Source organism: Achromobacter sp. ACM04 (assembly GCF_014851465.1).
In the GTDB taxonomy this organism is placed as follows: Bacteria; Pseudomonadota; Gammaproteobacteria; order Burkholderiales; family Burkholderiaceae_B; genus Achromobacter; species Achromobacter aegrifaciens.
Genome location: NZ_JACUZS010000001.1, coordinates 70,363 through 92,024 on the forward strand (window position 1 = coordinate 70,363; position 21,662 = coordinate 92,024).

Genomic DNA, 21,662 nt, shown 5'->3' on the forward strand with positions numbered 1-21,662 from the left:
TGCTGCCCATCATGATGAGAGTACTGTGGCTCTGCCTGGGTTGCCTGATGCTGGCATTGGGTGTGATCGGCGCGTTTCTGCCCGTCATGCCTACGACCATTTTCCTGATCCTGGCGGTGGCCTGCTTTTCGCGCTCTTCGCCGCGGCTGGAGAAATGGCTGCTGGATAGCCCGACCTACGGTCCCGCCCTGCGCGCCTGGCGGGATCAGGGCGCGGTATCGCGCAAGGGCAAGACCTACGCCTGCCTGGGCATGGCGCTGGGCTATGTGCTGTTCTGGTGGGGCGCGCATCCGTCGTGGATGCTGGCCGCCGGTGTGGCCGTGTTCTTCCTGGCTAGCGCGGCCTACGTCGTCACGCGGCCGGCGCCGCAGGGGCCGCAGGCCGGCAGCGGACAAGCGCGGTAGCCGCCGGCGTCAATGCGAATGCCGGGGATCGCCCCGCGTTTCCACAACCTTCAGATACAAGGTGGCGGGCTCCAGGCAGCCGCCGGTTGAAAGCTGGCCGACCAGTTGCCGGTACAGCTCTTGCCACGGCGTCTGAGATTCCGGCGCCTGGTAGGGCGGCTCCAGCTTGCGGCGTTCCATTTCTGTTTCATCCACCAGGGCGGTGACCGAGCGCTGATTCAGGTCGACGCGGATGCGGTCGCCCGTGCGCAACAGCGCGAGGCCACCGCCCACCGCGGCTTCCGGCGACATGTTCAGGATCGAAGGGCTGGCCGAGGTGCCGCTCTGGCGGCCGTCGCCCAGGCAGGGCAGAGAGTCTATGCCGCGCTTGAGCAGATGCGAGGGCGGCGCCATGTTGACCACTTCCGCGCTGCCGGGGTAGCCGACGGTGCCGGCGCCGCGGATCACCAGGATGCAGTGCTCGTCGATGTTCAGGGAGGGGTCTTCGATGCGCGCGTGGTAGTCCTCGGGGCCTTCGAAGACGATGGCGCGCGCCTCGAAGGCGTTCTCTGAACCGGGCTCCGACAGATAGGCGCGGCGGAAGGCTTCGCCGACGACCGACATCTTGATGATGGCGCTGTCGAAGAAGTTGCCCGAGAGGACGATGAATCCCGCGCGATGCCTGAGCGGCGCGTCGCAGCTGCGGATGACGTCCGCATTGTTGGTCTTGGCCGTAGCCGCGATCTCGCCGATGGTCTTGCGGGACACGGTGCCGCAATCGGTATGCAGGCGGCCTGCTGCCGCCAGTTCGTGCAACACCGCCGGGACGCCGCCCGCGCGGTGAAAGCCTTCGCCCAGATGCTCACCCGCAGGTACACAGTTGACCAGCAGCGGCACGTCTTCGCCCAAGCGCTGCCAGTCGTCCAGGCTCAGGTCGATGCCGGCGTGGCGGGCCATGGCGATGAGGTGCGGCGGGCAGTTGCTGGAGGCGCCCAGCGCCGAGGCCACGACGATGGCGTTCTCGAAAGCCTGCCGCGTCAGGATATGGGATGGGCGCAAGTCCTCGCGCACCATGTCGCAGATACGCAGCCCGGTGGCGTAGGCCATCTGGCCGCGCTCGCGGTACGGCGCGGGAATGCTGGCGCAGGTGGGCAGCGACATGCCCAGCGCTTCGGCCAGCGAGTTCATCGACAGCGCCGTGCCCATGGTGTTGCAGTGGCCGACGGACGGCGACGACGCCGTGGCCAGCGTCATGAAGCCTTCGTAGTCCAGCTTGCCCGCGGCCATCAGATTGCGCGCATGCCAGATGACCGTGCCGGAGCCGACGCGCTGGCCGTCGTGCCAGCCGTCCAGCATCGGCCCGCCGGACAGCACGATGGCGGGAATATCCACGGTGGCCGCGGCCATGAGGCAGGCGGGCGTGGTCTTGTCGCAGCCGGTGGTCAGGACCACGCCGTCCAGCGGATAGCCGTGCAGGATCTCTACCAGGCCCAGATAGGCCAGGTTGCGGTCCAGCGCGGCGGTGGGGCGCCGGCCCTGTTCGGCCAGCGGGTGCACGGGAAACTCCATGGGGATGCCGCCCGCGTCGCGGATGCCGGCCTTGATGCGCTCGGCCAGCGCCAGGTGATGCCGGTTGCAGGGCGCCAGGTCGCTGCCGGTCTGAGCGATGCCGATGATCGGCCGCCCAGATTGCAGTTCCTGGCGCGTCAGGCCGTAGTTGAGGTAGCGCTCGACATAGATGGCCGTCATGTCGGCGTGGGCCGGATCGTCGAACCACTTCTGGCTGCGCAGCTTGCGGGGAGTCTGGGACATGGGATTCTCGTTTACAGCGGTTGCGTGGCGGCCCGGCGCGCGTGCGGGCCGCAAAGGCTTAGTTGCGCGCCTTCTGGATCTCGTCGTTGAGCTGCTTGACCAGCTCTGGGCCGAGGTCCTGCGTGTACTTGTCGACCACCGGCTGCACCTTCTGGCGCATGCGCGCGATCTCTTCGGGCGAGACCGTGTTGATCTTCATGCCAGCCTTTTCCAGCGTGGTCATGGCCTTTTGGGAGTCCGCACGGCTGTCCTGGCGCTCAAAGTCGCGCGAGGATGCGGCCGCCTGGCGGATCAGCTTCTGTTCTTCCGGCGACAGGGTGTCCCACCATTTCTTGGACGCCAGCACCACCCAGGGCGTGTAGACGTGGCGGGTGATGGTCAGATAGGGCTGCACCTCGTAGAACTTGCTGCTCTGGATGGTGGTGATGGGGTTTTCCTGGCCGTCCACGGTGCGGGTTTCCAGCGCGGTGAACAGTTCGGAGAACGGCATGGGCACGGCGTTGGCGCCCAGCGTATTGAAGACGCCCAATGCGATCTGGTTCTGCATCACGCGCAGCTTGATGCCTTGCAGGTCTTCCGCGCGCGCGATGGGGCGCTTGGAGTTGGTCATGTTGCGAAAGCCGTTTTCCCAATAGACCAGGCCGATGATGCCCTTGGCTTCCAGCTTTTTCAGCATGTCCTGGCCCAGAGGCCCGTCCAGCACGGCGTCCGCTTCCTTTTCGCTGTTGAAGAGGAAGGGCAGGTCGAACACGCCGAACTCCTTGACCATGCCGGCCAGGGGCGCGGTGGACCCCACCATCATTTCCTGCACGCCGCCCACCAGCGCGCTTTGCATCTGCTCGTCCGAGCCCAGGTTGGCCGAGCCGAAGGTCTTCATCTTGAGCTTGCCGCCGCTGATTTTTTCCAGCTCCTGCGCCAGGTGGCGCGCGGCGCGCCCCTGGACGCTTTCCTCGTTCAGGCCATAGCCGAAACGGATCAGGCGAGGTTTGACGTCGGCGGCGGACGCGACGCCGGCGACGGCGCAGGACAGCGCCGTCGCCAGGACAAGAATGCGGGTCTTGAAACGGGTGATCATGGTGCTCCTCCTTGGGGTTTTTCTAATGCATCCAGCGTGCGGGGACGGTGATCAGCTCGGGGAAGATCACCAGCAGGATCAGCAGCAGCGTGTAGGCGACGACATAGCGCCACACGCCCCTGCAGATGGTTTCCATATTGATGCGGGCGACGCCGCAAACCACGTTGAGCACGGTGCCCACCGGCGGCGTCAGCAGGCCCACGCAACCCACCATGACGAACATCACGCCGAAGTAGACGGGGTCGATCCCGGCCTTGGTGACCACCGGCATCAGCACCGGCGCCAGGATCAGGATGGTGGGCGTCAGGTCCATCACCGTGCCCACCAGCGTCAGCAGCACCAGCAGCGCGAACATCAGCAGCTTGGGTTGGTCCAGCACGGGTTCCAGCAGCGCGATCAGGTCCTGCGGCATGTCGGCCAGAGTGATCATGTAGGACGAGACCATGGCGGCGGCCACCAGGAACATGACGATGGCGGTGGTGCTGGCGGCGTTGATGAAGAGCGGCGCCAGGTCGCGCACGCCGATTTCGCGGTAGACGAACAGGCTGACCAGCAGCGCGTAGACCGCGGCGACGACGGCCGCCTCGGTCGGCGTGAAGATGCCGCCGCGCAAGCCGCCGATGATGATGACGGGCAGCATCAGGGCCCATAGCGATTCGCGCAGCGCCTTCCAGCGCTTGCTCCAGGGTTCGCGCGGCGAGGGCTTGATGCTGCCATGCTTGCGCGCCACCCAGGTCCATACGGCGACCAGGGTCAGGCCCATCATCAGTCCGGGCGCGATGCCGGCGAAGAACAGCTTGGTGATCGACACGTTGGTGGCGACGCCAAAGATGATGAACGAGATCGAGGGCGGAATGATGGGCGCGATGATGCCGCCGGCCGCGATCAACCCGGAGGCCTGGCCCGCGTCGTAGCCCCTTTCGCGCAGCATGGGGATGAGCAGCGAGCCCAGCGCAGCGGCGTCGGCCACGGCCGAGCCGGACAGCGCGGCCAGCAGCACGCTGGCGAAGATGGCCACGTAGCCCAGGCCGCCCTGGATGTGGCCCACGAAGGTGCTGGCCAGATTGACGATACGGCGCGAAATGCCGCCGGCGTTCATCAGTTCGCCGGCCAGCATGAACAGCGGCACCGCCATGAGGGTGAAGCTGTTGGCGCCAGACAGCATGTTCTGCGCCAGGATCTGGGTATCGAAAAAGTCCAGCTGGAACATCATGGCGATCGCGCTGAGCAGCAGCGCGAAGGCGATAGGCATGCCCAGGGCGATCAGCCCCAGCAGCACGAGCAGGAAAACGGTCAGGATCATTGCGGGCGTCCGGGCGGGGTAGGGGAGTTGGAGGCGGAGCCGTCAGACCAGCGGGTCTTCGGGGCTGGATTCCGCCGGCAAGGGCCCGCCCGCAAGGACGCGCACCAGATCGATCAAGGTCAGGATGCCCATGGCGGCGGCCGCATAGAGGGCCGCGGCGTTGAACACTGCCAGCGACATGCCGGTGACAGGCAGCACGGTGTCCAGGCCGATGACGGTCTGGGTCCAGCTGCCCTCGGCCATCAGCCACAGCACCCACAGCGTCAGCAACTGGCAGAACACGTGCGAGGCGCGACGGGCAGCGGGGCCGAAGCGTTCGACCAGCATGGTGACGCCGATATGCTGATGCGAGCGCAGCGCTATCACCGAGCCCAGGAAGATCATCCAGACGAAGGCCAGCCGCGAGATCTCATCAGAGACGTTGATGCCGGAGTTGAACAGGTAGCGCAGCGCGACGTTGCCGAACAGCAGCACCACCATGACGGCCAGACAGGTCACCATCAGCCAGGTCTGCAGCGCGAAGCACCAATTGGCGGCGCGGGCCAGCGGCGTGCCGCCAGGCCGCCCCGGTGGGGAAGCTTGCATGCTTGTCTCCTATCCGTTTCCCGGAATTTTTTAGGGTTATGCTGTGCGAAATGTTAGCGCTAACATTTTGCGTTTGGCAAGCCCCAGTTTTTTGCGTCAGACTACGCGCTCACCAACCCATGCCGAGGACCGATGTCCATCCGTAAACCCCGCAGTTCACGCGCCGGCCGCGTCACCATGCAGGATGTCGCGCGTCGCGTGGGCGTGAGCGCGATCACGGTATCGCGCGCCTTGCGCACGCCGGACAAGGTGGCGGAAGAACTGCGGCTGCGCATCGCGCGGGTGTGCCAGGAACTGGGCTACGTGCCCAACCATGCGGCCAGCGCGCTGGCGTCGGCGCGTTCGCAGACCATCGTGGCGCTGATTCCGTCGCTGAGCAACGTGGTGTTCGTCGACATCATCGCGGGGATCAAGGAAGAGCTGGACCGGCACGGCTACCACATGCTGATCGGCGTGACCGGCTATTCGCTGGACGAGGAGGAGGCCCTGCTGCGCAAGTACCTGCAGCACGCGCCCGACGGCCTGATCCTGACCGGCATCGACCACAACCCTGGCGTATGGGACCTGCTGGACACGCAGCGCATTCCCACCGTGCACACGATCGAGACGCTGGACGGCGGCGAGCACATGAGCGTGGGTTTTTCGCAATTCGATTCCGGCTATGCCGCGGGCCGCCATCTGGTGGAGCGGGGCTACCGCCGTATCGGCATCGTCGGCGCGCAACTGGATCCGAGGTCGCTGCGCCGCTGCGAAGGCTGCCGCCAGGCGCTGCGGGATGCGGGCCTGTATGACGCGGCGCTGGAAATCATGACGCCGGAGAGATCATCCATCGGCCTGGGAGCCTCGCTGCTGGAAGCGCTGCGCGAACGTCATCCCGACTGCGATGCGCTGTTCTTTTGCAACGATGACCTGGCCCAGGGGGCGGTGTTCCAGTGCGGAAGGCTGGGCGTGCCGGTGCCGGAACGCATGGCCATCGTCGGCTTCCACGACGTGGCGGGCACGGCCTGGACCACGCCGCCGCTGTCGACCATCGCCACGCCGCGCTACCAGATCGGCGTATCGGCCGCGGGCCTGCTGATGCGCCATCTGGCCGGCGAGCCCGTCGCCGAGCGCCATGTGGACCTGGGCTTCAAGCTGGTGCAGCGCGAAACCAGCTGAACGCCAAGCCTCAGCCCCGGCGCAGCGCCAGGAATACGCCGGAGGCGATGATCAACCCCATGCCGGCCAGGGCCAGCCCATCGGGCGGGCGCTGGAACCAGAAGGTGCTGAACAGCACCGCCAGCAGCAGCTGGAAGTAGTTCAGGGGCGCCAGGGTCGCCGCCGCCACGCGCTGGAAGGCGGATATCAGAAAGATCTGCGCCAATCCGCTGCAGGCGCCCAAGCCGACGATGAAAAGCATGTCGGTAAGATCCGGCCACGGATCCGGCAGGAAGAAGGGCGCGGGCAGCCCGGTGACGACGAGGCAGATGAAGGCCGTGTAGGCATACTGGATGGGCCCGGGCACCTTGCCCGAGAGCCTGCGCGTCAGCACCTGGAACACTGCGTAACTGACCGCGGACACCGCCATCAGCAGCGTGCCCAGCCACGGCAGGTTGGAGCCCGGCCGCACGATCAGCAGCATGCCGCCAAAGCCCGCCGCCACCGCTGTCCACTGGGCGGGTCGCACCCGCTCGCCCAGCAGCCAGGGCGACAGCGCCACCATGATCAGAGGCGAGGTGAAGTAGATGGCGGTGGCTTCCGACAGCGGCATCCAGATCAGCGCCGTCATGAAGCAGGTACCGACCGTGGCCAGCAGCAGGCCACGCAGGATCAACAGCGGCTTTTCGGGCGCATCGCGCAGACGCAGTCCGCCGCGGTGCCGCCACAACAGCGCCACCGCCAGCACGGCCACCGCCGAATAGCGCATGATGTTCAGGAAGGGCGCGGGATAGCGCGCCAGCATGTGCTTGGACCCCGCATCGAAGGTGGCAAAGGCCACCAACGCTGCGAAGAACAGCAGGATGCCCGTCTGGCGCGCGGCGGCGGGCGAGGGTAACGCGATGGGAACGGAGCTCATGTGGGCGGGAGGACTCAGGCTGCCGCCTGGCCCGCGCCCTGCAGGAACGCGTCCAGAGCCGGGCCGATGGCCTCGACCATGTAGCCGCCTTCCTGCACGATCACGGTGGGCAGTCCCAGGCTGGCGACGCGCGCGCCGATGTCGCGGTAGGCATCGATGTCGAGCTTGAGCACGCTGATGGGATCGTCCTTGTAGGTGTCAAAGCCCAGGGCCAGCACCAGCGCCTGCGGCGCATAGCCGGTCAGGGCGGCGAGCGCCGTATCCAGCGCCCGCAGGAAGGAGTCGTTGCCCGAACCGTGCGGCAGCGGCAGGTTCAGGTTGCACCCTTCACCCGCGCCGTAGCCGCGCTCATGCGCATAGCCGGTATAGAAGGGGTAGTAGCCGGCGGGGTCGGCGTGCAGGGATACCGTCATGACGTCGCCGCGCTGATAAAAAATGTTCTGCGTGCCATCGCCATGGTGGGCGTCGACGTCCAGCACCGCCACCTTGGACCAGGTCTGAAGCAACCGGCTGGCCGCGGCCGCGCTGCTGTTCAGATAACAGAAGCCGCCCGCGCGGTCGCGGTGGGCATGGTGGCCCGAGGGCCGGCACAAGGCATAGGCCATGCCCCCGGCGCTGGCGACGTGGTCGGCGGCGGCCACCGCGCTATGCGTGGAGCGCAGCGCCGAGCGCCAGGTCTGCGGCCCGATGGGACACGATAGATCGCTCAGGTAGTAGCCAGTCTGGGCCACGATGGAGGGCGACGGGCAGGGGCCGCGGCCAGCCAGCTCGATGCGGCCGTTGTAGTACGGCGAAAGATTGGGCAGCACTTCGGGGCCCGGATCCACGCCAGGCGAGCGCAGGGCCTGCCAGCGCGCATAGGCCGATTCCAGATAGTCCAGGTAGTCCGGGCTGTGGATGTCCTGCAGCGGCTTGCGGCCGTAGTCAGCCGGCGCTTGGACGCGGATGCCGCGCGCGGCCAGCGCGCCTTGCAGGCTTTCCGCCCGTGCCGGCAGATCGGTGGGCGCGCTGATGCGCCCAAGCCGCATGAACTGCCGCGGCGTATGCAGCAGTTGCTCTTCCGAGAAAAACGCCTTCATGGCTGCCCTCGCTGGCGTTATGCGTGCTTGAGTTCGATTTCGACGAACACGAACTCCGTGTCGCCGGGATTGATCACGTTGTGCTCTACGCCCACGGGCCGGTAGTAGGCCACGCCGGTGGTGAGCTGGCTGGTGATTTCGCCGTCGGGCGTGTCCAGCAAGAGCGGGCCGGTGGTCTGCGGGACCACCACGTAGTTCATTCCATGGCGGTGCCATCCCGTTTCGCCGCCGGGCGGGAAGCGCCATTCGGTGACGGTGACCATGTCATTGTCGATCTGCACGGTCGGTATGGCGGCGGGGCGTTGCATGGGGCGTTCTCCTTGGAAGTATGAATATTCTTGTGCGCTTCAGGCCGCTTGCGCCTTGGTCGGGTCCCAGTGCTGGCCGGGGACCGCGGCGATCAGCTGCCGCGTATAGGCGTGTTGCGGGTTGTCGAAGATCTGCGCGGGCGAGCCGTACTCGACCACCTTGCCGCGATGCATGACCAGCACGGAATTGCAGATCTGGGCCGCCACGCGCAAATCGTGGGTGATGAAGACCAGTGCGATCTTCAGGCGTTGCTGCAAATCGTGCAATAGCTGCAGTACTTGCGCCTGAACCGAGACGTCCAGCGCCGACACTGATTCGTCGGCCACCAGCACCTTGGGCTCCAGCGCCAGCGCGCGCGCGATGCCGATGCGCTGGCGCTGTCCGCCCGAAAACTGGTTGGGATAGCGATCGAAGGCCGACGGGTCCAGCCCGACCAGCGACAGCAGCTCGCGCACCCGCGCTTCGGCCTGGGCGCGCGGCACGCCGTTGGCGACGGGGCCGTCGCTGATGATGCGGCCTACGGTATGGCGCGGGTTGAGCGAGGCGAACGGATCCTGGAAGATCATCTGGATGTCGTGGCGCAGCGGCCGGAAGCGCGATTCCGGCATGGCGGCGATGTCCTGGCCGTTGAAGATCAACTGCCCGCCGTTGATGCCCACCAGCTTGAGCAGGCATTTGCCGATGGTGGACTTGCCCGAGCCCGATTCGCCCACGATGCCCAGCGTCTCGCCGCGCCGCACGCTGAAGCTGACGCCGTCGACCGCGTGAACCTCGCGTTTGCCGCCCAGCCAGCCGCGGCCCACCACGTAGGTCTTCTTCAAGTCGCGCACGTCCAGCACGGGCTGGTCGTGCGGGGCGGACTCGCGCTCGGCGCCACGGCGGTGCGGCACGGCCGCGATCAGGCGTTGCGTGTAGGGGTGGCGGGGCCGGTTCAGCACTTCGTCCGCCGGCCCCTGTTCGACCAGGACGCCTTTTTCCATCACGGCGACCCGGTGCGCGATTTCGGCCACCACGCCGAAGTCATGGGTGACGAACATCACGCCCATGCCTTTTTCCTTCTGGATGCGGGCGATCAGCGCCAGGATCTGCGCCTGGGTGGTGACGTCCAGCGCGGTGGTCGGTTCGTCGGCGATCAGGAGTGCAGGCTCCAGCGCCAGGGCCATGGCGATCATCACGCGCTGGCGCTGTCCGCCCGACAGGCGGAATGGGTAGACGTGGTAAAGCGTGGCGGGGTCGGGCAGCCCTACGAAGGCCAGCAGCTCCAGCGTGCGGGCCATGCGCTGCGCGCCCGGATACGCGTTGTGCACGCGCATGACTTCGCTGATCTGCTCGCCTACCGTCATCAGGGGGTTGAGCGCCGACAGGGGCTCCTGGAAGATCATCGCCATGTCCTTGCCGCGCATGGCTTGCAGCGTGGCTTCGTCCTGCCGCAGCAGGTCCTGGCCGCGGAACAGGATGCGGCCCTGCTGCGGCGTCAGGTAGTCGGGTAGCAGGCCCATGATGGCGTTGGCGCTCATGGACTTGCCCGAGCCCGATTCGCCGACGATGCAGAGGATCTCGCCGGCGCGGATGTCGTACGACACGTCCTGCACGGCATAGGGGCGGTCGCCGCCTTTGGGCAGGGCGATGCTCAGGTTCTGGATGGATAGCAAAGGAGTGGAAGCGTTCATGCCGTCCTCCTATTCGCCGCGCTTGCGCAGCTGCGGGTTGAGGGCATCGTTCAGGCCTTCGCCGATCAGGTTGATGGCCAGCACGGTCAGCAGGATCGCCACGCCGGGCCAGACGCTCATCCACCAGGCTTCGCGGATCATGGTGCGGGCCGCGCCGATCATGAAGCCCCAGCTCATCAGGTTGCGGTCGCCCAGTCCCAGGAAGGACAGCGACGATTCCGTCAGAATCGCGGTGGCGACCATGAACGACGCCGACACGATGATGGGCGACATGGCGTTGGGCAGGATCTGCGTGCCGACGATGCGGGCCGGCGTCTGCCCGATGACAATGGCGGCCTGCACGAACTCGCGCTGCTTGAGCGTCATGAACTCCGAGCGCACCAGCCGCGCGGCCGGCGGCCACGACACCACCGCGATGGCCCCCATGATGGAATAGACGGATGGACTCAGGATCGCCACCAGCACCACGGCCATGGCCAGCTGCGGGATGGTCTGGAAGAACTCGGTGAAGCGCATCAGCGCGTCGTCAACCCGGCCGCCGCAGTAACCCGCCACCGAGCCGACCACGATGCCGAAGACCAGCGCCACGGCGGTCGACAAGAGGCCCACCATCAGCGAGACCCGGGCGCCCCAGACCAGCCCGGCCGTGATGTCGCGGCCCAGCATGTCGGTGCCGAAGGGGTAGTCGGCATTGGTGAACGGCGGAATCAGCGGATCCGCCACCATCATCCAGGGGGATTCTTCATACAGCAGCGGCGCGGCCAGGGCCACGACGATCACGACCAGCATGATGGCCAGTCCGGCCACCGCTCCGTAGTTGCGCATGTAGCGCCGGGCAAATGACTTCATGCGGCGGCTCCTTGCTGCGCGCCCGCGCCGATGCGCGGATCGATGAGTCGGTACAGCACGTCGGTCAGCAGGTTGAACACCACCACCATGATGGAGGTGACCAGGAAGATGCCCAGCAGCAACTGGTAGTCGCGCTGCAGCAGCGCGTCGAACATCAGCCTGCCGATGCCGGGCCAGGCGAACACGGTTTCGGTCAGCACCGCGCCGCCCGCCATCTGCCCCAGCTGGATGCCGGCGAAGGTGATGACCGGCAGCAGCGCATTGCGCAGCACGTGGGCGCGGATCACGCGGCCGGGGCTTACGCCCTTGGCGCGCGCCGTCTTGACGAAATCCATGCCTATCACTTCCAGCATCGAGGCGCGGGTCAGCCGCACGTAGACCGCCATGAAGAAGCAGCCCAGCGTCACGGTGGGCAGGATCAGGTGCTGGGCGATGTCGCCCGCGCGCGCCCAGCCCTTCAGGTTGGCGCCCACGGTCTCCATGCCGAAGGCCGGCAGCCAGCCCAGCACCACCGAGAACAGCAGGATGCCCATCAGCGACAGCCAGAACAGCGGCGTGGCGTACAGCACCAGCGCACCCGTCATGACGGAGCTATCGATCCAGCGGCGCTTGTTGCGGTAGCGGGCCTTGGCCGCCACCACGCCCAGGAAGACGCCCAGCACGATGGAGAACACGAAGGCGCAGGACATCAGCAGGAAGGTGGCGGGCAGGCGTTCCAGGATCAGGTCCAGCACCGGCACATGGTTGCGGTACGAGAAACCCAGGTCCAGTTGCACCACGCCCTTCAGGTACAGCATCAGCTGGGTCAGGATGGGCTTGTCCAGGCCGAAGGCCACGCGCAATTGTTCGACGTAGGCGGCGTCGCCCGCGCCGGCCTGGCCCGCCAGCACGGCGGCGGGGTCGCCGGGGGCCAGGCGGATCAGGAAGAAATTGATGATCACCACGCCCAGCACGACCACCAGGGCCTTGCCGATGCGGGAAACGAGGAAAGACAGGAATTTCATGCTCGGGGTCCTCTCTGGTCGGGCGCGGCCTGCCTGGGGCAGCCGTTGTCCGGCCGGCATCCGCCGCCGCGGCAAGCCTGCCGCGGCGGCGTCCTGCGGCGCTTACTTTTCGATGTACACGTCGTCGAAGCTCTCGTTCAGGCCGATGGCGGTCTTGACCAGATTCTTGACGTTGCCGCGGTAGAGCGTCGGAAACTCCATGTCCACCAGGAAGCCGTTGGCGATCTCATTGACCAGCGTGGTCTGCAGCTTGGTGTAGAGCTCCTGGCGCTTGGCGGGATCCACCTCGGAAGCGGCCGCCTCCCATTGCTTGTCGGTCTCCGGATTGCTGTAGCCCTGCACGTTGGCGAAGGGCGAACCCTTGACGATGTTCGACGAGACATACAGCCGTTGCACGCCCAGCGCGGGATCGCCGTACTGGTAGGTGAAGGTGGTCGTCATGTCGAAGTCCCAGTTGCCCGTGCGGCTGGCCCAGCCGCCGGCGTCGGTGGCTTCCAGGTTGACCTTGAAGCCCAGCTGCTCCAACGCCTGCTTGGTGTATTCGCCCAGGCGGTCCCAGGTGGAGCCGTAGGGGAAGCTCAGCTGGCGGATCGTGTAGTCCTCGGGCTTGATGCCGGATTCCTTGATCAGCGCGCGCGCCTTCTTCATGTCGAACGCCAGCGGCGGCATGTTCTTGTCATAGAACATCTCGGTGGTGACGAAGGGGCTGGTGGACACCTTGCCCAGTCCGAAGAAGATGTTGTTGACCACCATGTTGCGGTTGATGGCCGCCATCACGGCCTGGCGCACCTTCAGGTTGTCGAAGGGCGGCTTGCGCATGTTGAAGATCAGGTAGGCCTGGGGCGAGAACATCTCCCAGCCGGCCGTGGTGTATTCGACCTTGGGCAGGGCGCGCAGGCGCTTGATGTCGACGTTGTCCACGTCGCCGCCGCGCAGCACGTCCACGCTGCCGCGCTCGAAAGCCACCGCGCGCGAGGCCGAGTCGGGGATGACGTTGAACACCAGTTCATCCAGATAGGGCTTGCCGGGCTTCCAGTAGTCGGGGTTGCGGGTAAGCTTGATGTATTCGCCGCGTTTCCATTCCTTGAACATGAACGGGCCCGTGCCGACCGGCTTCTGGTTGGCGGGATTGGTCATGTAGTCGGTGCCGGCATAGATGTGCTTGGGCATCATGGGCGCAAAGCCCGGTTCGAACATCAGCATGAAGGCCGGGAAGGGCGTCTTCAGTTTGACGACGACCGTCTTCGCGTCCGGCGCCTGCACCGATTCCACGAACTTGTTCAGGATCACGCGGGCGCGCGCATGGGTCTTGGGCAGCATGTCCGCCAGCGAGAACACCACGTCCTCGGACGTGAAGGGCTTGCCGTCATGCCACTTGACGTTGTCCTGCAGGTGGAAGGTGTAGGACAGGCCGTCGGGCGAGGCGTCCCACGACTTGGCCAGGCCGGGCTGGGGCTTCAGATCGGTGGAGTAGGTCAGCAGGCTCTCGTAGATCTTGCCGGCGACGAACTGCGTGGGCCCCTGCTGATTGATGGCGGTGACGATCACCGGCGGTTCGGGCTGGACGATCATGTTCAGCGTGCCGCCCTTGGTCTGCGCCAGGGCTTGCGTGGCGGGCAGCGCGGCCGCGAGGACCAGTGCGCCGATGCTTAGGGAGAACCATTTCTTCGATTTCACTGCGAGCCTCCGGGCTGGAAAGGGTCTGACAGGTGTCCGCGTCGCGGATGCCGTGCACTGGCAAGCAAACCTCATGCCACCTGTGTTTTCAGGGGTACTACGGGTGGAGCCGCTACAACAATGCTTCGTACAGGTGCTCTTCAGCGTGCCGCGCACCATTGCGGAGCGCCGTTCTCGTCGCCAAAGTCTTCCCGCAGGCGGGCCAGGATGCCTAGCAGATGCGCATGCATGGCATGGCGCGCGCGGATCGGATCGCGCGCCTGTATGGCCGTCAGGATGCGCTGGTGTTCGGCATGGGCGATGGCCCAGACCTTGGTGTCGACGAAGTAATCCTCCATGCGGCTGTACACGGGGCTGGCCTGCGTCAATTCCCACAGATGGGCCACCGAGGCCGCTACTGCGGCGTTGCCGCAAGCCGCGGCAATGGCGTTGTGGAATTCGCGGTCGTGGCGGCCGGGCGAGTTGCCCAGCGACATGCCCTCGTGGGCGTCGCGGATGGCGGCAATCTGGGCGGGCGACCCATGCTGCGCGGCCATGCCCGCGCACTCGGGTTCGATCAGCATGCGCGCTTCCAGCAGGTCGAACGGGCCGATGCCGTCCTGTCCTGGCGCGGCGTACGCGGGAGCGGCGGCTTCCCGGATGGCAGTGACGAACACCCCGGTGCCCACGCGCACCTCGACATAGCCTTCTATTTCCAGCGCGATCAGTGCCTCGCGGATAGACGCGCGGCTGACCTGCAGCTGTTCGGCCAGCTCCCGCTCAGAAGGCAGGCGCCCGCCGCGGGGGAATTCCCCGGCCCGGATCCGGCCGGCGATCTGGTCGGCGATGACTCGGTACAGGCGGGTGACGGCGGCAGCTTGGAAGGTGTTCATCGACGATAGGGGCGGGAACGGAGAGCCAAGTGGTCAGGCCACCAAATATAGGCATCTCATCCTTGAATAAGAAGGGAAATTTTCCATTTCAAGGGAAAACGATCACAGGGATTCCACCTCTTTCTTTGAAGTGGTCAGGCCAGCTAGGAATGTCGCGGGCGCTTTACAGTTTCCAGACAAATCCCGCACAGAAGCCCCGCTGTTGCGGGCGGACGCCATCCCATACTCCGTTGCGCCCGATACCGGGCATGTGGCAAGGCAGCGCGCTGCGGCGGCTGGAGGGGGTAGGACGTGCAGGAAGTGACGAAGCGGGCGTTCCGGCCCGAGGGCTGGTGGATAGGCTTGGGCATGGCGGTCTTCGCCCTGGCGTGGTTGACGCTGCTGGACAAGGCGGCCCTCGCGCCGCCGACTGACAATATCGAGCAACTGACCTGGGTGCGCAGCCTGGAATGGGGCTATTACAAGCATCCGCCTCTGCCGACCTGGCTGCTGTGGCCAGCGGTGCAATTGCTGGGCTGGTCGGCGTGGACGAGCTACATCGTCGGTGCGCTCTGCATCCTGGGCGCCTTCGCGTTGTTGTGGCGCTGGCTGCGGGGCATGCGCGGCAGCGGCCATGCGCGGGCGGCGTTGCTGGCCGGCCTGTGCATCACCTTCTACAACGGCCGTCTGCATTTCTACAACCACGAGATCGTGCTGATTCCCCTGGCGGTGGGCTGCGCCGTCGCGTGCTGGAAAGCCTGGACCACACGCCGGATCGGTTGGTGGATCGTGCTGGGCGCGTGCCTGGGCCTGGGGGCTCTGTCCAAGTACCAAAGCGCGGTGACGGGCGCCGCCGTGCTGGTCTTCTGGCTGAGCCAGCGCGGCTGGCGCGACTCCATGCACCGGTTCGGGCTGCAGGTTGCGGGGTTGACCGCGCTGGCGGTCTTCGCGCCGCATCTCTGGTGGCTGGCGTACAACGGCTTCGAACCCCTGAACTACGCGATGACTTCATCGCTGGCCGCCGGCCTGCCTTGGGTTCGGCGCGCGGCGGAAGTGGCGCGGTGGTGGGGCGATCAGATGCTGAACCGCGCGCTGCCTGCGTGGGTGTTCCTGGGCGTCTGGTGCTGGTTGGCGCGCCGCCGCGCCGCGGTGGCTGCTGTGACGGCAGAAGCGCCGCCGCGCGATGCGGGCCGCGCCATCCTGCTGTCGTTCGGTTTTACGCCCTTGGTGTTCGTCAGCATCATGACGCTTGCCAGCGGTTCCCATGTGCAACTGCACTGGGGCACGCCTTATCTTCTGTTCATGGCGCCGGCGATGATGGAACTGGTGCGTGGCGGCGTCTGGGAGCGCGTGCGGCCGCGCGATGCCGTGGCGGTATTCGCATTGGTCCAGGCGCTGTTGATGGTCCGGGTCGGGCTGACGTCGCCGGGCGGGGCGGGGCTTGCGCGCAAGGCGTCGGATTGGCGCTATTTCGATTCCCGGGCGCTGGCCCTGGCTGTGCACGAACCCGCCAAAGCGGCGCTTGGCGGGCCGGTCAGGGTGATATCGGGGCCGCCGGCCGAGGCCGGCGCGCTGGCCCTGAGGCTGCCGGAACAGCCGCTGGTGCTGATAGACGGACAGCTCCGTTTCAGTCCCTGGGTGCCGAAAGACGTGGCCGAGGCTTGCGGCGCATTGGAGCTGGAGCTGGAACCGAGAACGCCCGGAGCGGGGTTTGTCGCCGTCGGAAAGGACTTTCCTGGGCTGCACTGGCGTGTGACGCCGTCTTCCCGGCTTTGCGGCACGGCGTCTGGCGTGCCTCGCCCCTAGGGGCAGGCTATTGCGCCTCGTCGTCCGGTTCAGGCGTCTGCGTGAAGGCGCGCACCAGGCGCGCGATGCCGTCCAGTTCGTCGTGCGCGCCCGCTACCCATTCCGGCTTCTCGAACGGGCTGTCCGAAGGAGCGTTGTCCATGCTTGCCTTCAGGTCATTAAGCAGTTCCAGCGCCATGTCGGTGGCCTGGGGGCTGCTGCGGGTCGAGAGGGCGATGGCGATCGCCAGCGCCTGGCGCATGGCGAGCAGTCGGCCGTCCAGTTCAGTGCCCATGATGGTTTCCTTGTTGTGCATCTTTGTGACAGGCGCATTTTACGGGGGCGAGGCCGCTAGCGCCGCGGGGTGTTCTCTGGGTGGGCAGGTGGACTGGCGGGGGGGCAACACGCTGGCGTTTGCGCAAGATCAACCCGGACTGGCCGGCACAGGCGAATAATTCCAGGTATGCAAGCCGCCCTACGCCCGTCACAGACAGAATCCCGCGAGCCCTCCGCCGCCAGCCCATTGTTCCCGCCGCAATTGCTGGCGCGGCTGGACAAGAACGGGCCCCGCTATACCTCGTATCCCACGGCTGACCGGTATCACGGCGGCTTCGGCGAGCAGGAGTACCGGCAGGCGCTGCAGCAGCGCCGCGCGACGGCGCCGGCCGAGCCTTTGTCGCTCTACGTGCACATCCCGTTCTGTGAATCGGTCTGTTATTACTGCGCCTGTAACAAGGTGGTGACTCGCCACCACGACCGCGCCGCCCGCTATCTGGACGCCCTGGCGGCCGAGATCGAGCTGCATGTGCGCGAACTGGGCGAGGGCGTACCCGTATCGCAGTTGCATTTCGGGGGCGGCACGCCGACCTTTTTGTCCGACGAGGAATTGTCGCGTCTGATGGAGAACCTGCGACGCGCCTTCCGCTTCGAACCCGACGCGGAAATCTCGATCGAGGTAGATCCGCGCACCGCCACGCCCGAGCGCCTGGCCCATATGCGCGAACTGGGCTTTAACCGCCTGAGTTTCGGCGTGCAGGATTTCGATCCCCGGGTGCAGGCCGCGGTGCATCGCATGCAGTCGTTCGAGGACGTGCGGGCGCTGATGCAGAGCTCCCGGGCGTTGGGCTATGCCTCGGTCAACGTGGATCTCATCTATGGCCTGCCGCTGCAGACCACGGAGTCCTTTGCCCGCACGATCGCTCAGGTCATCGCGCTGCGGCCCGACCGCATCGCGCTGTATGCCTACGCCCACCTGCCCGCGCGCTTCAAGCCGCAGCGCCGCATCAACGAGGCCGACCTGCCCGACAGGGAGACGCGGGTGGGGCTGCTCAGCGCCGCCATCGATGGTTTTCTGAAGCAGGGCTACGCCTATATCGGCATGGACCATTTCGCGCTGGAAACCGATGCGCTGGCGATCGCCAAGCGCAAGGGGGAGCTGCACCGCAACTTCCAGGGCTACAGCACGCAGCCCGACCGCGACCTGGTCGCGCTGGGCGTGTCCGCGATCGGCCGCATCGGCAATACCTACAGCCAGAACGCCAAAGTCCTGGACGAGTATTACGCGGCAATCGAAGCAGGGCGCTTCGCCGTCGAAAGAGGGTTGGCGCTGAGCACGGATGATCTGGTTCGCCGCGAGATCATCATGGACATCATGTGCCAGGGCCGCGTGGACTACAGCCGGATAGAGGCGCGCCACGGATTGCGGTTCGCCGACAGCTTTGGCCCGGAACTGCTGCAGATGGCGAATCTGGCCGAGCTGGGCCTGGTCAACCTGCACCCCGGCGAACTGCAGGTGACCGGCCTGGGCTGGTACTTCGTGCGAGCCGTCGCCATGGCGTTCGACGGCTACCTGCGGGCGCCGGGCACCGCGGCCAGCTACTCGCGGATCATCTGAGCCGCGGCGTCGCGCAGAGCCCGGCGGCGCTCATTCAGCGAATTTCTCCCGCAGATAAAGCGCCAGCGACAAATCGTCGGACAACTGCAGCTTGCGCATGGCGCGGCGCTTGTGGGTGCTGATCGTTTTCTTGCTGCGCATCAGCCGCGCCGAGATCTGCGTGACGGACAGCCCTAGGCTGATGTGGCGCAGTATCTCCACTTCCGAAGTCGTCAATGCCGCGTGAGGATGCGTCGGCTGCTGCGGCCGGATCTTGCCGTCCTGCACCGTGAGGAACTCTTCCTTGCCCGCCAGTACGCCGCGGATCATCTCCGGCAGCAACACCATGCCGCATTCCTTGGCGAAGTAGCCATTCGCGCCTGCGCGGAAAGCCGCGTACTGAGTTTCCTGGCGGCTGCCCGCCGAGAAGGTGATGAGCGCCATCCCGGGGTGGTAGCGGCGCAGGCGCCGCAGATAGTTCACGCCGTCCCAGGGTTCCAGGGGCAGGTAGAAATCGACCAGGGCAACTTCGCAGGGTGAGTGGGTAAGTTTCTCCAGGAGGGACCGTGCCGAGGTCTCCCGGTGCACCACCCGGAAGCCCGGTCGGCTCTCCAGGTAGGCGCCCACGCCCACGGCAACCACGGGGTGGTCGTCCAGGATCGCCACCTTGATGAGAGGCGGCGGCCGGGACAGGAGCAGGTGCCGGCGCGTGCCCGGGCGGTCGCCGCTTTCGGCGGGCTCGGGGTTGATGTGCGGGGGCGCTTTAAGGGTGAGCGCTGAGACAGTTTTCATCGATGCTCCACATGCAGGATGGGGGAACGCCGGCGGTCGATTGCGCAGGTCGCGGGTGTCCTGAATTTGCGAAGGCAGATTACGTTTTCGCATGGCCCGCGGGAGATGAATCGCGCCAATATCAGACTGTTGCACCGTCGACCTGTCATATATGCGAGAAGCACGCGTGCAACAGCCGGGATTTAGGCCGCGACGGCAGATGAGTTTTTGAGTTATGGCGCCGCCGGGCGCACCTCGCACGCGCTCCAGGGCGCGCTGTGGCGCTTTAGCCACGGAAAAGGCGTAAATAGTGATACAATCGTCGACGATAAGCACAGCTTCTGTTGCGCAGTGCATTGTTTGCTGTTTTTGATCCCTGCCGCTGCGGCGAGCATCATTAGGTCCAGACACCATGTTTTTCCCGCTGGCACGAACTACGACCCGGAACTTTCGCCCTATGTCGCGTTAAGTTTTCGTGCGTCGGGTTTCACCGTGTCAGGTCAGCGGTAGGACTCAGCAAGACAATCCAAGGAACGCGGCTCTCAGGCCGCGTTTTTCGTTTCCGTAATTTGTTTGTTTAGTTCCCAGAACCCCCCAGGAAGCACTCCCGATGGTACAGATCACATTGCCCGATGGTTCGCAGCGCCAATATCCGGGGCCGGTAACGGTTGCCGAAGTGGCGCAATCGATCGGTACGGGCCTGGCGAAGGCCGCCTTGGGCGGCCGCGTGACGTTTGAGGGCTCGGACTCCAGGCTGGTCGACACCAGCTTCCGCATCGAGGGCGACGCGCGCCTGGCCATCGTCACCGCCAAGGACGCCGACGGCCTGGATCTGATCCGCCACTCGACGGCGCACTTGCTGGCCTATGCCGTCAAGGAGCTGTTTCCGGATGCGCAGGTCACCATCGGTCCGGTGATCGACAACGGCTTCTACTACGACTTCTCGTACAAGCGCCCGTTCACGCCCGAAGACCTGGCCGCCATCGAGAAAAAGATGGCCGAACTCGCCAAGAAGGACGAGGTCGTCACGCGCGAGGAATGGTCGCGCGACGACGCCGTCGAATTCTTCAAGAGCATCGGCGAAAAGTACAAGGCCGAGATCATCGCCTCGATTCCGTCGAACGAGCCGCTCAGCCTGTACCGCGAAGGCGACTTCATCGACCTGTGCCGCGGCCCCCACGTGCCGTCCACGGGCAAGCTGAAGGTCTTCAAGCTCATGAAGGTTGCCGGCGCCTACTGGCGCGGCGACAGCAAGAACGAGATGCTCCAGCGCATCTACGGCACGGCCTGGGCAACCAAGGAAGAACAGGAAGCCTACCTGCACATGCTGGAAGAGGCCGAGCGCCGCGACCACCGCAAGATCGGCCGCGAATTGGACCTGTTCCACTTCCAGGACGAGGCCCCTGGTCTGATTTTCTGGCACCCCAAGGGTTGGGCGCTGTGGCAGCAGGTGGAGCAATACATGCGCTCCGTCTACCGCGACAACGGCTACCAGGAAGTGAAGGCGCCGCAGATCCTCGATATTTCGCTCTGGAAGAAGACGGGCCACTGGGACAACTACCGTGAAAACATGTTCACGACGGAGTCCGAGAACCGCGTTTACGGCCTGAAGCCGATGAACTGCCCCGGTCACGTGCAGATCTTCAACGCCGGCCTGCATTCCTATCGCGAATTGCCCCTGCGCTACGGCGAATTCGGCCAGTGCCACCGCAACGAGCCCTCGGGCTCGCTGCACGGCATGATGCGCGTGCGCGGCTTCACGCAGGACGACGGCCACATCTTCTGTACCGAAGAACAGCTGCAGGACGAGTGCGCCGACTTTACGGCGCTGCTGCAGAAGGTCTACCGCGACTTCGGCTTCACGGAAGTGCTGTACAAGGTCGCCACGCGTCCTGAAAAGCGCATCGGCACGGACGAAGTCTGGGATACGGCCGAAGCCGCCCTGATGGAGAGCCTGCGCCGCACGGGTTGCGAATTCGAGATCTCGCCGGGAGAGGGCGCGTTCTATGGCCCCAAGGTGGAATACACCCTGAAGGACGCCATCGGCCGCCACTGGCAGTGCGGCACGATCCAGGTCGACTTCTCCATGCCCGTGCGCCTGGGCGCCGAGTACGTGGACCAGAACGACCAGCGCCGCCCGCCGGTCATGCTGCACCGCGCGATCCTCGGTTCGCTGGAGCGTTTCATCGGCATGCTGATCGAAAACCACGCCGGCGCCATGCCTCCCTGGCTGGCCCCGGTGCAGGCCGTCGTATGCTGCATTTCCGAACCTTCGGCCGATTATGCGGCTGAAATCACGCAAAGCCTGAAAAAACAAGGCTTTAGAGTAGAGTCCGATTTGCGCGGTGAAAAAATCACTCGTAAAATTCGGGAGCACAGCCTGCAAAAGGTGCCGTACATCCTCGTCGTCGGCGACAAGGAAAAGCAAAACGGCACCGTAGCCGTACGCGGACTGGGCGGATTGGACCTCGGAGCCATCGCATACGACGAATTCGTCGCGCGCTTGTCCGAGGACGTTTCCACCCGTCGCGACGTCGTTCATCCTGATAGCAGCGCTGCTTAACATTTCTAGGAGCTTTC

General features: G+C 65.7%; 19 protein-coding genes. 5 read left to right on the plus strand and 14 right to left on the minus strand.

Annotated elements, in window-relative coordinates; all coding sequences use genetic code 11:
- The first annotated feature begins 11 nt into the window (after positions 1 to 11).
- Complete coding sequence (locus tag IB259_RS00430) at positions 12 to 404, plus strand: YbaN family protein (RefSeq protein WP_125471401.1); 393 nt, start codon at positions 12 to 14, stop codon at positions 402 to 404.
- A 9-nt stretch (positions 405 to 413) separates the two neighbouring features.
- Here the strand turns inward: IB259_RS00430 and IB259_RS00435 are convergent, their stop codons facing one another.
- Genes IB259_RS00435 through IB259_RS00450 form a run of 4 tightly spaced genes read right to left on the minus strand, consistent with a single transcriptional unit; the run spans position 414 to position 5,158 of the window.
- Entirely contained in the window at positions 414 to 2,195 is a 1,782-nt protein-coding gene (locus IB259_RS00435) for an IlvD/Edd family dehydratase (RefSeq protein WP_192327048.1), read from the minus strand.
- 58 nt (positions 2,196 to 2,253) lie between these two features.
- Positions 2,254 to 3,270 (minus strand): TRAP transporter substrate-binding protein, encoded by a 1,017-nt coding sequence (locus IB259_RS00440; RefSeq protein WP_054458271.1) that lies wholly within the window; start codon positions 3,268 to 3,270, stop codon positions 2,254 to 2,256.
- Positions 3,271 to 3,292: 22 nt separating this feature from the next.
- Positions 3,293 to 4,573, minus strand: coding sequence for a TRAP transporter large permease (locus tag IB259_RS00445; RefSeq protein ID WP_054458270.1), 1,281 nt, complete (start codon positions 4,571 to 4,573; stop codon positions 3,293 to 3,295).
- A 42-nt stretch (positions 4,574 to 4,615) separates the two neighbouring features.
- Positions 4,616 to 5,158: a TRAP transporter small permease gene (locus IB259_RS00450; protein ID WP_054458269.1), complete on the minus strand. Its 543-nt coding sequence runs from the start codon at positions 5,156 to 5,158 to the stop codon at positions 4,616 to 4,618.
- A gap of 132 nt (positions 5,159 to 5,290) precedes the next feature.
- On the opposite strand from IB259_RS00450, the gene IB259_RS00455 reads away from it, so the two are divergent.
- The gene (locus IB259_RS00455) at positions 5,291 to 6,316 is read left to right on the plus strand and encodes a LacI family DNA-binding transcriptional regulator (protein WP_192327052.1); all 1,026 of its coding nucleotides are present in this window, start codon (positions 5,291 to 5,293) and stop codon (positions 6,314 to 6,316) included.
- Between the two features lie 10 nt (positions 6,317 to 6,326).
- On the opposite strand, the gene IB259_RS00460 is transcribed toward IB259_RS00455, so the two are convergent.
- From IB259_RS00460 to IB259_RS00495, 8 genes are all read right to left on the minus strand, one after another.
- Positions 6,327 to 7,214, minus strand: a complete 888-nt coding sequence (locus IB259_RS00460; RefSeq protein WP_175161098.1) for a DMT family transporter — start codon at positions 7,212 to 7,214, stop codon at positions 6,327 to 6,329.
- Between the two features lie 14 nt (positions 7,215 to 7,228).
- Entirely contained in the window at positions 7,229 to 8,293 is a 1,065-nt protein-coding gene (locus IB259_RS00465; protein ID WP_192327055.1) for a histone deacetylase family protein, read from the minus strand.
- Positions 8,294 to 8,310: 17 nt separating this feature from the next.
- Positions 8,311 to 8,601 (minus strand): cupin domain-containing protein, encoded by a 291-nt coding sequence (locus IB259_RS00470; protein ID WP_054458265.1) that lies wholly within the window; start codon positions 8,599 to 8,601, stop codon positions 8,311 to 8,313.
- A 39-nt stretch (positions 8,602 to 8,640) separates the two neighbouring features.
- A complete protein-coding gene (locus IB259_RS00475; protein WP_054458264.1) occupies positions 8,641 to 10,272 on the minus strand; it encodes an ABC transporter ATP-binding protein in 1,632 nt (543 codons plus the stop codon).
- A gap of 9 nt (positions 10,273 to 10,281) precedes the next feature.
- Positions 10,282 to 11,121, minus strand: coding sequence for an ABC transporter permease (locus tag IB259_RS00480; RefSeq protein WP_059380519.1), 840 nt, complete (start codon positions 11,119 to 11,121; stop codon positions 10,282 to 10,284).
- On the minus strand, positions 11,118 to 12,125 hold the full coding sequence (locus IB259_RS00485) for an ABC transporter permease (protein ID WP_054458263.1): 1,008 nt from the start codon (positions 12,123 to 12,125) through the stop codon (positions 11,118 to 11,120). Before IB259_RS00485 ends, IB259_RS00480 begins: the two co-directional genes overlap by 4 nt.
- 102 nt (positions 12,126 to 12,227) lie before the next feature.
- Entirely contained in the window at positions 12,228 to 13,802 is a 1,575-nt protein-coding gene (locus IB259_RS00490) for an ABC transporter substrate-binding protein (RefSeq protein ID WP_054458262.1), read from the minus strand.
- A 140-nt stretch (positions 13,803 to 13,942) separates the two neighbouring features.
- Positions 13,943 to 14,674 carry a FadR/GntR family transcriptional regulator gene (locus tag IB259_RS00495; protein ID WP_054458261.1) on the minus strand — a complete coding sequence of 244 codons (732 nt, stop codon included), beginning with the start codon at positions 14,672 to 14,674 and terminating at the stop codon, positions 13,943 to 13,945.
- A gap of 291 nt (positions 14,675 to 14,965) precedes the next feature.
- On the opposite strand from IB259_RS00495, the gene IB259_RS00500 reads away from it, so the two are divergent.
- Positions 14,966 to 16,459 carry a glycosyltransferase family 39 protein gene (locus IB259_RS00500; protein ID WP_370528684.1) on the plus strand — a complete coding sequence of 498 codons (1,494 nt, stop codon included), beginning with the start codon at positions 14,966 to 14,968 and terminating at the stop codon, positions 16,457 to 16,459.
- A 7-nt stretch (positions 16,460 to 16,466) separates the two neighbouring features.
- On the opposite strand, the gene IB259_RS00505 is transcribed toward IB259_RS00500, so the two are convergent.
- Entirely contained in the window at positions 16,467 to 16,733 is a 267-nt protein-coding gene (locus IB259_RS00505) for a hypothetical protein (RefSeq protein WP_054458311.1), read from the minus strand.
- Positions 16,734 to 16,901: 168 nt separating this feature from the next.
- Here IB259_RS00505 and hemN point away from each other — a divergent pair, with 168 nt between their 5' ends.
- Positions 16,902 to 18,332, plus strand: a complete 1,431-nt coding sequence (gene hemN, locus IB259_RS00510) for an oxygen-independent coproporphyrinogen III oxidase (RefSeq protein ID WP_192327058.1) — start codon at positions 16,902 to 16,904, stop codon at positions 18,330 to 18,332.
- A gap of 30 nt (positions 18,333 to 18,362) precedes the next feature.
- On the opposite strand, the gene IB259_RS00515 is transcribed toward hemN, so the two are convergent.
- Positions 18,363 to 19,103 carry a response regulator transcription factor gene (locus tag IB259_RS00515; protein ID WP_054458258.1) on the minus strand — a complete coding sequence of 247 codons (741 nt, stop codon included), beginning with the start codon at positions 19,101 to 19,103 and terminating at the stop codon, positions 18,363 to 18,365.
- A 589-nt stretch (positions 19,104 to 19,692) separates the two neighbouring features.
- Between IB259_RS00515 and thrS the strand changes: the two genes are divergently transcribed.
- Positions 19,693 to 21,645, plus strand: coding sequence for a threonine--tRNA ligase (gene thrS / locus IB259_RS00520; protein WP_054458257.1), 1,953 nt, complete (start codon positions 19,693 to 19,695; stop codon positions 21,643 to 21,645).
- Positions 21,646 to 21,662: the final 17 nt, after the last annotated feature.

Excerpts from the sequence above, each read along its gene's own strand:
- IB259_RS00430 (WP_125471401.1), top strand. The coding sequence starts at position 12 with ATGATGAGAGTACTGTGGCTCTGCCTGGGTTGCCTGATGCTGGCATTG.
- IB259_RS00435 (WP_192327048.1), bottom strand. The coding sequence starts at position 2,195 with ATGTCCCAGACTCCCCGCAAGCTGCGCAGCCAGAAGTGGTTCGACGAT.
- IB259_RS00440 (WP_054458271.1), bottom strand. The coding sequence starts at position 3,270 with ATGATCACCCGTTTCAAGACCCGCATTCTTGTCCTGGCGACGGCGCTG.
- IB259_RS00445 (WP_054458270.1), bottom strand. The coding sequence starts at position 4,573 with ATGATCCTGACCGTTTTCCTGCTCGTGCTGCTGGGGCTGATCGCCCTG.
- IB259_RS00450 (WP_054458269.1), bottom strand. The coding sequence starts at position 5,158 with ATGCAAGCTTCCCCACCGGGGCGGCCTGGCGGCACGCCGCTGGCCCGC.
- IB259_RS00455 (WP_192327052.1), top strand. The coding sequence starts at position 5,291 with ATGTCCATCCGTAAACCCCGCAGTTCACGCGCCGGCCGCGTCACCATG.
- IB259_RS00460 (WP_175161098.1), bottom strand. The coding sequence starts at position 7,214 with ATGAGCTCCGTTCCCATCGCGTTACCCTCGCCCGCCGCCGCGCGCCAG.
- IB259_RS00465 (WP_192327055.1), bottom strand. The coding sequence starts at position 8,293 with ATGAAGGCGTTTTTCTCGGAAGAGCAACTGCTGCATACGCCGCGGCAG.
- IB259_RS00470 (WP_054458265.1), bottom strand. The coding sequence starts at position 8,601 with ATGCAACGCCCCGCCGCCATACCGACCGTGCAGATCGACAATGACATG.
- IB259_RS00475 (WP_054458264.1), bottom strand. The coding sequence starts at position 10,272 with ATGAACGCTTCCACTCCTTTGCTATCCATCCAGAACCTGAGCATCGCC.
- IB259_RS00480 (WP_059380519.1), bottom strand. The coding sequence starts at position 11,121 with ATGAAGTCATTTGCCCGGCGCTACATGCGCAACTACGGAGCGGTGGCC.
- IB259_RS00485 (WP_054458263.1), bottom strand. The coding sequence starts at position 12,125 with ATGAAATTCCTGTCTTTCCTCGTTTCCCGCATCGGCAAGGCCCTGGTG.
- IB259_RS00495 (WP_054458261.1), bottom strand. The coding sequence starts at position 14,674 with ATGAACACCTTCCAAGCTGCCGCCGTCACCCGCCTGTACCGAGTCATC.
- IB259_RS00505 (WP_054458311.1), bottom strand. The coding sequence starts at position 16,733 with ATGGGCACTGAACTGGACGGCCGACTGCTCGCCATGCGCCAGGCGCTG.
- hemN (WP_192327058.1), top strand. The coding sequence starts at position 16,902 with ATGCAAGCCGCCCTACGCCCGTCACAGACAGAATCCCGCGAGCCCTCC.
- IB259_RS00515 (WP_054458258.1), bottom strand. The coding sequence starts at position 19,103 with ATGAAAACTGTCTCAGCGCTCACCCTTAAAGCGCCCCCGCACATCAAC.
- thrS (WP_054458257.1), top strand. The coding sequence starts at position 19,693 with ATGGTACAGATCACATTGCCCGATGGTTCGCAGCGCCAATATCCGGGG.